At 65.4% G+C, this 12,174-nt stretch carries 10 protein-coding genes; all 10 read right to left on the bottom strand.

Annotated elements, in window-relative coordinates; translation table 11 throughout:
• Window position 1 precedes the first annotated feature (1 nt).
• Complete coding sequence (locus H7A85_RS11805) at window positions 2-1,561, bottom strand: ABC transporter substrate-binding protein (protein WP_182086148.1); 1,560 nt, start codon at window positions 1,559-1,561, stop codon at window positions 2-4.
• Window positions 1,562-2,405: 844 nt separating this feature from the next.
• Complete coding sequence (gene ugpC / locus H7A85_RS11800; protein ID WP_182086363.1) at window positions 2,406-3,476, bottom strand: sn-glycerol-3-phosphate ABC transporter ATP-binding protein UgpC; 1,071 nt, start codon at window positions 3,474-3,476, stop codon at window positions 2,406-2,408.
• A 58-nt stretch (window positions 3,477-3,534) separates the two neighbouring features.
• Entirely contained in the window at window positions 3,535-4,839 is a 1,305-nt protein-coding gene (locus H7A85_RS11795; protein ID WP_182086147.1) for a D-tagatose-bisphosphate aldolase, class II, non-catalytic subunit, read from the bottom strand.
• A complete protein-coding gene (locus H7A85_RS11790; protein ID WP_182086146.1) occupies window positions 4,836-5,789 on the bottom strand; it encodes an SIS domain-containing protein in 954 nt (317 codons plus the stop codon). The genes H7A85_RS11795 and H7A85_RS11790 overlap by 4 nt, the downstream gene beginning before the upstream one ends.
• A 12-nt stretch (window positions 5,790-5,801) precedes the next feature.
• Window positions 5,802-6,659: a carbohydrate ABC transporter permease gene (locus H7A85_RS11785; RefSeq protein WP_182086145.1), complete on the bottom strand. Its 858-nt coding sequence runs from the start codon at window positions 6,657-6,659 to the stop codon at window positions 5,802-5,804.
• Window positions 6,659-7,576, bottom strand: a complete 918-nt coding sequence (locus tag H7A85_RS11780) for a sugar ABC transporter permease (protein ID WP_182086144.1) — start codon at window positions 7,574-7,576, stop codon at window positions 6,659-6,661. The genes H7A85_RS11785 and H7A85_RS11780 overlap by 1 nt, the downstream gene beginning before the upstream one ends.
• Window positions 7,573-8,829, bottom strand: coding sequence for a sugar ABC transporter substrate-binding protein (locus tag H7A85_RS11775; RefSeq protein ID WP_182086143.1), 1,257 nt, complete (start codon window positions 8,827-8,829; stop codon window positions 7,573-7,575). Before H7A85_RS11775 ends, H7A85_RS11780 begins: the two co-directional genes overlap by 4 nt.
• Before the next feature lie 4 nt (window positions 8,830-8,833).
• Window positions 8,834-9,820, bottom strand: coding sequence for a BadF/BadG/BcrA/BcrD ATPase family protein (locus H7A85_RS11770; protein WP_182086142.1), 987 nt, complete (start codon window positions 9,818-9,820; stop codon window positions 8,834-8,836).
• A complete protein-coding gene (locus H7A85_RS11765; protein WP_182086141.1) occupies window positions 9,817-10,611 on the bottom strand; it encodes a DeoR/GlpR family DNA-binding transcription regulator in 795 nt (264 codons plus the stop codon). Before H7A85_RS11765 ends, H7A85_RS11770 begins: the two co-directional genes overlap by 4 nt.
• A gap of 182 nt (window positions 10,612-10,793) precedes the next feature.
• The gene (locus H7A85_RS11760) at window positions 10,794-12,110 is read right to left on the bottom strand and encodes an alpha-glucosidase/alpha-galactosidase (protein WP_182086140.1); all 1,317 of its coding nucleotides are present in this window, start codon (window positions 12,108-12,110) and stop codon (window positions 10,794-10,796) included.
• Window positions 12,111-12,174: the final 64 nt, after the last annotated feature.

Below are 12,174 nucleotides of genomic sequence, written 5' to 3'. Positions count from 1 at the left end.
GCTATGCCAGCCGAAGCTTCGCGCGCGACTGCGACTGGCGGTCGAGCACGCCGTCGAGCCGTGCGTTGTAGACCTCGAAGGCGACCGGGGCTGCGACGCCGACCGATGGCAGTTCGGCGTAGACGATCGCCTGCAACTCGAAATAAAGCGCCTTGCGCTTCTCGAGATCGGGCTCGGCACTCGCCTCCTCGAAGATCGCGTCCACCCTGGGATTGCTGTAGTGCGCGGCGTTGGACCAGGGGACGCCGGGTTTGAAGGCCTTCGACCAGAAGCCGCGCTGGACGCCGTCGGTCGGGTCGTAGCCGTTCGCCAGCTGCTCGACCTCGATGTCGAAGGCGCGCTCGGTGTAGACCTTGGTCACGTAGGTCGCGTAGTCGTAGGCGACCACCGAGCCGCGGATGCCGATGCGCTCCAGCGCGGAGCGAAGGTATTCGGCGACCTTGGGCGGCTGGTCGGAGAACGGGTTGGCGAGGATCCGCAGCTCGAAGCGCGTTCCGTCGGCGCCGCGCGGATGGTCCGCTTCGTCCAGAAGACGGTTCGCGAGCTCGATGTCGAAGGCGTAGGGCTTGATGCTCGGATCGTGGAAGGCGGCGAGGTTCGGCCCGATCGCCGAAGGGGCCGGCTTGGCATGGCCGCGGAACACGGTGGAGATCACCTCGGGAATATCGAGCGAGTGCGCGATCGCCCGGCGCACGCGGATGTCCTTCAGGATCTCGATGTCGAGATTGAAGAAGAACTGGATCTGCGCCCCGCTGAAGTTCTTCACATCGGTCGCCACCGTCAGGTTCGGCAACGTGGTCAGACGGTCGATCTCGGTCAGCGGCACGCCGGGGCCGCCGATTTCGAGTTCTCCGGTCTCGAGAGCCGCGACGCGCGCGCCAAGGTCCGGGATGAACCGGATCACGATGCGGTCGGCCTGCGGTTCGGTCCCGCCCCAGTAGTCCGGGTTGCGCTCGAGGACGACGTGGCTGCCGCGGGCCCATTCGCGGAAGACGAACGGTCCGGTCCCGATCGGCGCGCTCTGCACCGGGTTCGTGGCGAGTTCGACACCCTCGTAGAGGTGGCGCGGGAAGATGGGAGCGCCGGCTCCGAGCGCACCGTAAAGGAAGGGCGCGGGCTTGGAGAACACGAGAACGACCGTCAGCGCGTCGGGCGTTTCCACATCCACGAGATTGGCGAAGGTCGCCTTGCGTCGCGGATGGGTCTGCTTCAGCGTCAGGAGGGAATAAGCCACGTCGGCGGAGGTGAAGGGCTCGCCATCGTGCCATTTCACGCCGTCGCGCAGCTTGAAGGTATGGCGCAGCGCGTCGGCGCTCGTCTCCCAGGACAAGGCGAGGCTCGGAACCGGATTGAGATCGGCGTCGTGGTCGATCAGCCCGTCCAGTATCTTGGCGGCGATCAACTCCGGACCGTTGCGGTCGATCTGGGTCAGAACCGCCGGCTCGAGGGCGTATTCGATCACCGTTCCGGCGGACTGTGCAAAGGATGCGGTAGGACGCACGAGAGCGGCTGCCGCGACCGCGCCCGCCAGGATGTTGAAGCTCCGACGTGTGATGTTCACCGCACCAGTCCCCTGTCCGACCCGTCGAAACCGTCGATGCGATCTTCGACAAAATATACCAATCAAGTGGACTAATAGAGGAACGGTCATCCCCTGCGGTAGATCAGGCTTCTAAAGTTCGGGGCCCCCACGGGAATTTTCGACCCTTGGTCGCTGCAGAACTCCGGCTTGCGCTTCTTGGCGGAAACCCGGACGGTGGCCGCCAGAGCGATGCGGGAAAGACAGTCGGGCATCGACCTGGGTGGACGGCGATCGGTCTAGCGTCCTTCCGTCGCCCGAACATGATCCCGAGGCGGTCGCGTCCTCGCCGTCGGCTCTTGGCGCGACGCCAAGGGTTCATGCGGAAGCTCGCGTCCGGGATGCGGGGCTTGGCGCCCTTCGCCTGCAAGACATGTCGGCGACATCGCTGCGAGGGACGGTCGCTTCGATGTCGGGGACCGGCACGATCGGGGCCTGCGACCATAGTGGATGGCGCTCGCGTTGCCATGCGATCCGACGTTTCGGAGCTTTCCTCGAATGCGGTCGTCTTCCCGCCTGCCGATGCAGCCGTTGTAGGCTGCTGGCCCCGGTGGGGTCGGCTCGAAAGATCCCGATCTCCTTGTCAGGTTATGATGCCTCGGACGGTCGGCTCCTTGGGCCCTGGTTCGTTCGACAGCAAACCCATTGCGGCACTCGAGAGGCCGGGAGCAGGAGCCCTCATCCACGCCTGCGTTCGCAAGCAGAGCGCGGAGCCCATGAATTTGCGAAAGTTCGGCTATCCCACGTGACCCCTCCTGCGACAGTTGGTGACGTCGTGAAGGGAGCGGTCGCGAAACGCTGAGTCGGAAGCGACGCCCTTGCGCTCCTATGCGGCCAGTCGCACTCCGGTCTTTTCGTCGAACAGATAGACCTTGGTCATATCCGGCGCGAAACGGATGGCCTCGCCAGCGCCGAAGGCCAATCTTTCCCGCACCGTCGCGACGAGTTGACCGGAGCCCAACTTCACTGTGACTTGGGTTTCCGCGCCGGTCGGCTCGACGACCACGACCTCCCCCGAAACCGGTCCCGGCCCGATCGCAAGATGCTCCGGGCGGATGCCGTAGACCACCTCGGCGCCTTGCGTCAGGGATACTCCGTCCGGCAGGGGCAGATGGCCGCCGCCATCCGCGGCAAAGGTCGGCGTGCCGGAAGCGGTGTCGATGGTCCCGCGGATCAGGTTCATGCCCGGCGATCCGATGAAACCGGCGACGAAGAGGTTGGCAGGATCATCGTAGAGATCCAGTGGCGTACCGATCTGTTCGACGAAGCCATCGCGCATCACCACGATCCGATCGGCCATGGTCATCGCCTCAACCTGGTCGTGCGTGACATAGACGATCGTCGTCTTCAGCCGCTGATGCAACTGCTTGATCTCGGAACGCATCTGGACGCGAAGCTTCGCATCGAGGTTGGATAGCGGTTCGTCGAAAAGGAAGACCTTCGGCTGTCGCACGATCGCCCTGCCCATGGCCACGCGCTGGCGCTGGCCGCCGGACAGGTTGCGCGGGTAGCGGTCGAGGAGGTTCTCGAGGCCGAGGATCTCGGCCGCCTCCCGGACCCGCTGCTTCGTCGCCGATGCCGGAGCCTTGGCCAGCTTCAGCGAAAAGCTCATGTTCGCCTCGACCGTGAGATGCGGATAAAGCGCATACGACTGGAACACCATGGCGATATCGCGTGCCTTCGGCGCAACATCGTTGACCACCTTGCCGTCGATCGAGATGGTGCCATCGGAAATCTCTTCGAGGCCGGCGATCATCCGCAACAAGGTGGATTTTCCGCAGCCGGACGGACCGACGAGAATCAGGAACTCGCCATCCGCGATATCGATGTCCACCCCGTGTAGAACCTTCAAGCCGCCGTAGTTCTTGCGGGCCTTGGATACGCTTACAGATGCCATGAGGCTCTCCGGCACAAAGAGGGAAGGCTGGCGGCCGTTCGAAGCGGCGGCGGTGTGGTCAGCGCACGGCCGTTGCGGCGCAATAGGGCGCCAATGCATCGTCGATCGCCGCAAGGCAGAGCGCGCGCGCCTCCGGCGCAACCCGCCGCGCGACCACGTGAGGGTAGATTCGACCGAGATGCTGGCTGATGAGAGTTTCGGGAATATCTCGGGGCAGCCGCTCGAACAGAGCTTCGAGCGCTGCGGCAACGCGCGGATCGGGCCAGTAATAGCGGATGCGGTCGCTGTAGCTGAAATGTCGCTGCAGCCGCTCCTCGCCGGCGCCGCCGCCGTAGTGCCCGGCCCAGTGCGACGGCTGATCCAGCATGACGGCTTCCAGCGTCGCCCGCAATCCGGGCTCGGTCGGCGTTCCCGACAAAGCGTCGGCGATGGCTTCGAGTGCGTAGAAGGCTTCGCGCAGGGCGAAGGTCAGGCCGGGTCCGACCTTCAGGATGGCGAAGCCACCGTCCACGAGCGCCGACAGCGCATCCGCGGGCTGGTAGTCGGTGGAATGCGCTTCGAAGACGAGCTCTGGCATGTCGTCCAGCGCGGCGGTGAGGCTTGCCACACGCTCCGGCTGGTAGATCGCCACGTTCGCATTGCCGAACTCGACGCCGGGCTGCACCACGATCGCGATGACCCGCTCCATCGCCTGCTCGACGCCGGCCTCGGAGAAGGCCGCCCGGTGAACCGCCAGGGTCTTGCAGGCCGCGTCGGCGCGGGTGATCTCGATCTCGTCGAGCGCATGGGTTGCGCCCCCGGGCGGCGGCACCTCGGTGCCGATCACGTAGACCGGCGCAGGGCGTCCCGAGCGCTGCGCGGCGTCCTCGGCCGCCATCGCGAGCCGGGCGGCGCGGGCAGCGGTGAGGTCATCGGCGAGCGCCGCTGGCTCACCGGCGCAGCCCATCGACGTGTCGAGGTGGATCTTCTCGAAACCCGCCTCGACGAAGGCCGCGACCATTGTCTGGGCGCGCGTCATGGCCTCCTCGGCCGGCAGCCGCCGCCACGGATTGGGCCCGAGATGATCGCCGCCCAGGATGATGCGGTCGGCGGGAAAGCCGATCCCGGCGGCGATGCCTTCGATGAACCGGCGGAAGTCCGCCGGGGTCATGCCGGTGTAGCCGCCTTCCTGATTCACCTGGTTGCAGGTCGCCTCGATCAGAACCGCTCCGGCTCCGGGCGTGGCCGCAGCCTGCCGGAGCGTCGCCTCGATCACCAGCGGATGCGCCGAGCAGACCGATGTGATCCCCCGGGGCGGCGGTAGGTCCCGCCTTCCGAAAAGCTTTCGCAGGGCAACGTCGCGGTTGTGATCGATCGCCGTCATGCCAGACTCACCACCTTGGTGAGGTGGCGCGGGGAAACGGTGTCGATCCCTCGGGCCTGCGCGACGCGCTCGCCGAGGATCTGCAGCGCGGGAAGGGCGACGAGGCCAGCCAGCGACAGATCGACGTCGATCCGCAGTTCGAGATCGCCCGGCCCGCCGATGCCGACCACGAAGGCGCCCTTGTCCCTGAGTTCGCCAACCAGCCTGGCCTCGGCCTCGCGCTGGTCCGAACTGTAGAGCACGACCACCCCCATCCCGTCGTCGACGAGGCTGATCGGTCCGTGGCGGTATTCCAACGGGTGGAAGGCCTGCGTGGTCACCTGGCTCATTTCCATGAGCTTCAGCGCCCCCTCCAGGGCCGTTCCGAACAGCGGCCCGCCGCCGAGAAAGACGAAATGAGAGCGATCGAGCACGTCCCTCGACACGCCGGTATCCAGCGCCTCCATCAGCGCGCGCGCGCCGGCGATGGCGGAAGGGGGGACGTCCTGTCCGATCATCTGCAGCCCGAGCAGCACCATCAGGCTGGCCGAGACCGACATGACGATCCCCTCTTCGGGGTGCGTCGGGGTCGCCACGAGTTGGTCGCAGGTCTTGGCGAGCGCGCTGTCGGGCTCCATGGTGATGGCGGTGACGAAGGCGCCGGCGGCGCGGCTGGCCTTGGCGGCGGCGACGGTTTCGGTGCTTTCGCCGCTGCGCGAAAGCGCTACGACATGAGTGTTCTTCCAGTCGGCCCAGAGCGCCTCGGGGCGGTTCGTCCAGTCGGAGCCGGGGGCCGCGATCGCCTTGCGCCCTGCAAGGTTCGCATAGGCCGCAAGCGACAGCGCCAGGTTGTAGGACGTGCCGCAGCCGACGAAGACGAGGAGGTCGGCGCGCTGGTCGGCGGTGTTCGAGCCCAGGGCAGCTTCCCAGTAGGGGAATTGCTCGACGATCACCTTTTCGGTCGTGTTCATGACGTCTCCAACTTATTTCACCGAACCGGCCAGCAAGCCGCTGACGAGGTATCGGTTCAGGAAAATCACCACCAGGGCGGGAATGACGAGCGCGATCGATCCACTGGCGGTGATCAGCCCGTAATCGATGAAGTTCTTTGTGACGAACTCGGGGACGAGCACCGTCAGCGGCTTGGTCGCCTGCGGCGAGAAGATCAGGGGAACGAGATACTGGCCCCAGGCGCCGAGGAATGTGAGGATCGCGGCGGCGGTGAGACCCGGGCCCGTCAACGGCAGGACGATCCGGAAGAAGATGTAGAGTCGGCCGGCGCCGTCGAGCTGGGCGGCTTCCTCCAGCGAGACCGGCAGCGCCTCGAAGACGCTGCGCAGCAGCCAGAGCGACAACGGCAGGTAGGCCGAGACGTAGATCAGCGCGACCCCGAGATAGGTGTCCACCAGTTGCAGCTGAATCATGATCCGATACAGCGGGATCAGGACGCCGTAGGCGGGAATGGCCAAGGTCGCCACCACCGCCAGGAACAACACCTTGCGGCCGGGAAACTGAAGCCGCGTGAAGGCATAGGCGCCAAGGGCCGAGATGGCGACGCAAAGCGCGGTGGCACCGAGCGAGGTCACCACGCTGTTGAGCAGGGCGGCGCGGAACTGCTCGAACACCGCGACGCCGCCGATCCGGGCGATGTCGATGCCGAACAGCCGGGAATAATGGTCCAGCGTGAAATTTTCGGGAAAGAAGTTGATCGGCCGGATCGAGAAGTCCGCGGTCGGCGTGAACGAGCTTGCCACCGTCCAATAGACCGGGCCAAGCGACCACAGAAGCAGAACCAGGACGCCGATCCGGATGAAGACCTTGTAGGCGAGCGTGTCCTTCATCAGTCGAACCTCGTGTTGCGGTAGACGCGAAGCACGTAGACCAGCGAAATCAGGAGCGAGACGAGGGTGACCACCACGGACAGCGCCATGCCGTAGGAGAAGCGCAGGTTCTGAAAGGTCTCGAGATAGATCTGCACCATTACCGGGCGCGTTTCGAGGCTGGCGCCGCCCAGCACCCAGGCCTCGTCGAACAGGTTGAAGGCGTTCACCGTCGCATTGGTCATCGCCACGGCGATGGCGCTGCGCACCAGCGGCAGGGTCACCAGCCGAAACATCTGCACGCGCGTGGCGCCGTCGATCCGCGCCGCCTCGTAGAGATGCGAGGGAATGCTTTGCATCGCCGCCAGGACGATGACCACGGTCAGCGGCATCATCCGCCAGATGTGGACGACGCTGACGGCGATGATGGCGCTGGTGCGATCGTTGAACCAGACGTGGTTCTCGAACGAAAGCCCCATGGCCGTCAGGACGCCGTTCAGCAGGCCGGCGCCGGGCTGGTAGATCCACAACCAGATCACCGAATTGACGACGCCCGGCAGCGCCCAAGGCAGGATCACGGCCGCCAGGACCCATTGCCGACCGACCTTGACCTGGTTGATCAGCGCGGCGGCGAGGACGCCCAGGATGGTCTGGGCGGCAACGGCGATCAGGACGTAGAGGAGCGTGTTGCTCCAACTGGCCGCAAGCTGCCCATCGGACAGCATGCGGCCGTAGTTGGCCAGGCCGACGAACGGCGTTCCGGCCTGCATCGGGTTGACCCGATGGAAACTGTCGAAGACGGTTCGTCCCATCGGGTAGAAGACCAAGGCCGCCATGGTGACGACGATCGGTGTCACCAGCAACAGGCCGAGGGCGGCATCGGCGCGCGCGCCGACCCCATGCCTGCGCGTCGCTCCCGTCGAGACGCTCGCCGTCATTGCGCCATGGCTTCCTTGGCGGCGTAGGCGATCGCCTGCATCGCCTCATCGACGCTCATCTGGCCCTTGGCCGCGCTGTTGATCGCGGTATTCACGCCGCTCGAGAACTGCGGATACCAGCTCGGCGTGCCTTGGGGGAACAGCGCCTCGACCGTTTTGGACTGGGCGACCAGCGTGTCGCCGCTGAACAGCTTGCCTTCCTCGTTCAACTCGCCCAGCGCCGAGGTGCGCGTCGGCAGGATGCCGTTACCGATGAGGTTCCGCTTCTGGAACTCCTTGCCGGTGAACCATTTCACGAAGGCCAAGGCGGCCTCCTGTTTGGTCGAGGTGACGGGAATGCCCAGTGCTTCGGGCAGGCCGAAGCTGCGGGTGACGCCGCTCGCGGTCGGCGCGAGGATCGCACCGGTCTGGCCTGTGACCTTCGACTTGGCGGGGTCCTCCATGGAGCCCAGACGGCCCGGCTCGCCGGAGATCATGATGCTGGTGATGCCCTGCGAGAACATGGTCTCGTTGATCTGACTGTCCTTCAGCCCGGTCGCGGCGGGATCGACGAGCCCTTCCTTGAGCAGCATCAGCTCGAATTCGAGCGCCTTGTAGCCGGCCGAATCCGGGGCGGTGAACAGCGGGTTGAAGTCCTTGTCGAACAATTCGCCGCCGAAGGCCTTGGTCAGAAGGTACCAACTGGTCGATGTGCCCTCGGTCGCCGACAGGGGCAGGCCGATCGGATAGTCGACGATGCCCTTTTCCTTGATCGTACGGGCCGCGGCGACGACGTCGTCCAGTGTCTTAGGCATTTCGGCGACGCCGGCATCGGCGAAGTGCTTCTTGTTGACCAGCATGACGCGGAAGTCGTTGGAATAGGGAACGCCGAGAAGCTTGCCGTCGACCATGAAGCTCTTAGAGACGCCGATGTCGGCGATCGTCTCGGCATCGATCATGTCGTTCAAGGGCACGTACCAGCCGGCGGCGTCGAACTGCCCCGTCCAGGACCAGTCGAGCTCGGTCACGTCGGCCGGCGACGTGCCGGCCACCAGAGCGGTCACCAGCTTGGGGCGGATATCGTCCCAGGACAGCGTCTGCAGGTCGACGCGAATGCCGGTCGCCGCCTCGAAGTCGGCGGCGATGCGCGGATCCTGCGGCGAGGGCAGGAGCACGGAGATGGACTGGCCGGCGAGCGGCTTGTCCTGGGCGAAGGCGGGCGAGGCGATGGCCAGGGCCACCGAGGCAAGGAGAGGCAAGATCAGTTGATGCATGGTCTTATCCTTCGTCGCTGTTGAAACTGGATTCACGATGCTCTGCGGGGACGCTCCGGGCGCTGGCGGCGACATGCGTCAGCCAACGCTCGTCGACCTGCCAGTCGAGAAGCCGGGCGGCAGCCACGAGGGCGCCGCCGACGGGGGGAAGCTTCGGTGCGACCGGAGGGCGGCCGATCCGGCGCGCCACGGCTTCCAGAAGAAGCGCGCTGGCGAAGGTGCCGCCCGCATGGGTCCAGTCGGCGCGCGCGCCGCAATGGCTGGCAACGGCATGGAAATGCTTGGCGAGCTCGTGTGCGGCCTCTTCGATCAGCCCGATCGCGCCGGCGTCGCCCCCTTGCGCGACCTCGTCGACGATCACGGAAATCGCCGCGATCTCGGCACGCGGATTGCCGAGCGTGGTGACCCAGTCCCCCAGCGCGTTGATCGGATCGCTCCGGTCGAGCCCCAGCCGATCGAACAGGATCGACGCCAGCGCCGTTTCGGGCGCGCGGGCGTCGAGGCTCTGGCCGACGAGGTTCAGCGCCTTCTGCCCGATCCAGTGACTGCTGCCCTCGTCGCCGAGGATGTGTCCCCAGCCACCGGCCCGAGCCGAAACGCCGGCGGCGTCTCGGGCCCAGGACATCGAGCCCGTTCCCGACAGGACGAGGATCCCCGGCTGGCCAGCGAAAGCGCCGAGATGCGCGCCTTCGACGTCGTTGAGAACTGCGTGGCGGACCTTGGGAAACAGTTGCGCGATCGCGTCGCGCTGCAGCGCCGACAGCCGGGCAACCTCGCCATAGGCCGGCAGCGCCGCAGCGACTGCCGAAAGGTTCGGCTCGTCTCGAAACGGCAGAAGATGCCGCTCCAGTTCGTCCCGCCAGCCGGGATTGTCCATCGGGTTGACGCCGCCGCCGCGTGCGGTGCGCCGGATCCGGCCGCTGCGGTCGGCCAGCGCCACCAGCACCTTGCTGCCGCCGCCGTCGATGCCGAGGATCAGCTCCTCGTTCACGTCTTCCCCTCCATAGGGGCCAGGACGGCGTCGACGCCGAGATTGCCGAGCTCCTTGCGCCAGTGAGGCGTCAGTCTGGCATCGGTCACCACCCGCGCGCTGTTCAAGGGCGCCACCTTGTGGGTCGCCATCGTTCCGAACTTCGACGAATCCACCAGGACGAAACGATTGGCCGAGCGAGCCAGCATGCATCGGTTGACGCTCGCCTCGGCGCTATCGACGCTGTAGATCGCCCCGTCCGCACCGATCGCGCTGGCGCCCAGGAACAGCTGATCGAACCATAGGGTGTTGAGCATGGCTTCCGCCTGCGGCCCGACGATGGAGGCGTTCTCGTTGCGCAACTGGCCGCCCAGAAGCGTGATTTCCATGTGAGCGATGTTCAGGAATTCCTGCGCGACCGTCAGCCCGTTGGTGAAGATCCGCAGCGGCATGGGGTTGATGCGGATCAGCCGGGCCAGCTGGAGGACCGTCGTTCCCGCATCCAGAAAGATCGCCGAGCGTGGGCGCAGGAGATCGTAGGCCGCCGTTGCGATCGCCCGCTTCTCCGCCAGATGGCGCTTTTCCCGCTCCTGGAACGCCATTTCGACCGAAGATCCGTCGGCGATCCGCGCGCCGCCATGCACGCGGTCGATCGCACCGTTCTGCTCCAGGATCAGAAGATCGCGCCGGATCGTGGCGAGCGAGGTTCCGACGGCGTCGGCAATGGCCTGACTGGTCGAGAATCCATGGGCGTAGAGGTGGCTGCGGATCGCATCGAGACGTTCGACCTTGGCTCCCAACAACTCCTTCACCAGCCCACCTCCCTTCCGCGAATCTTCAAACTATGATCATAATTTCATCTGATAAGATTAAGGTCAATCATATTGATGACGATTTGATGATTTAATGCGGGAGCGTGATTGTCAAAAAGGCGGCATCGCAAGGGTGCCGCCTTTCTCATCAGACCCACCATCCTCTCGGATGTGCGCGGGGTTCAGCGATAGGTCGGCAGGAGGTCGCCGTGCGCTTCGATCAGGTCGTCGACGAGGCCCCACACCTGGTCCGGCGACAGCTCGGCCGATGTGTGAGGATCGAGCAGCGCGGCTTGGTAGATCCGTTCGCGGCTCCTGGTCAGCGCCGCCTCGACGGTGAGCTGCTGCACGTTGATGCTGAGGTTCATGACCGCCGCCAGCTGCGAGGGAATGCGACCGATGCGCGTCGGCTGGATGCCGTTCCGGTCGACGTGGCAAGGCACCTCGACGACGCATTCTCTCGGCAGATTCTCGATCAGGCCTTCGTTCGGCACATTCCCGTAGATCAGCGCCGGCTGGCCAGAGACGACGGCATGAATGATGCCCGCGGCGTATTCGTTGCTGCGGCACACCTCGATCGGCTTGCCGCCCTCAAGATCCTGGCGCAGCGCATGCCATTCGGAAATCTGCACCTCGCAGCGCCGGATGTATTCGTCGAGCGGGATATTGAGCTGGCGCGCGAGGTCTTCCCGGCCCTCCTTGATGTACCAGGCGGTGTACTCCGAAAAGTGCTCGCTCGATTCGGTGACGAAATGGCCGAGCCGCTTCAGCGCGTCGAAGCGAATCCGATCGTCCGCCGGCGCACGGCCTTCCGCGGCAAGCGCTTTCAACCTCGGATAAAGGTCCTCGCGCCGTCCATCGGCATGGATCTTTTCGTAGGTCAGGAAGAAGGCGACGTGGTTGATGCCGGCCGAAACGTAGTTCACGTCGGCGACGTTTTCGCCGAGACAGGCCGCCAGATGGGCGGCGGTATGCTGGACGCTGTGGCACAGGCCAACGGTTCGAATCGCGGGCGCCAGCTCCTTGATCGCCCAGCAGTTGATCGCCATCGGGTTGACGTACTGCATGAGGATCGCTCGCGGGCAGACCTCCTCCATGTCGCGGCAGATCGATTCCAGCACGGGAATGGTGCGCAGGCCGCGGAAGATGCCGCCGATGCCAAGCGTGTCGGCGATCGTCTGGCGCAAGCCGTAGCGTTTGGGGATCTCGAAGTCCGTCACCGTTGCCGGCTTGTAGCCGCCGACCTGCATCATCAGGATTACGAAGTCCGAGCCGCGCAGCGCCTCCCGTCGGTCGAGCGTCGCCTCGATGCGGACGCGGACGAGGCCCAGGGTCTCGCAGATCCGACGCGCGACGATCTCCGACGTCTTCAGGCGCTCGGGATCGATGTCGAAAAGGCTGATGACATAGTCGCAGCCGCTGCGCGACGACAGGACGTCTCCCAGGATATTTTGCGCGAACACCGTGCTCCCCGCACCCACGAGGCAAATCTTCGCCATTGCAATCTCCCATCGGTTGATACCGGATGGATACGTCTTCCAAATCAGATTTTCCTCCGGGTCA

Origin of the sequence: Aureimonas sp. ME7 (genome assembly GCF_903970965.1) — a bacterium.
Classification (GTDB): domain Bacteria; phylum Pseudomonadota; class Alphaproteobacteria; order Rhizobiales; family Rhizobiaceae; genus Aureimonas.
The sequence above is the reverse complement of the archived record's forward strand: the minus strand, read 5'-3'. Positions and strand labels throughout refer to the sequence as shown.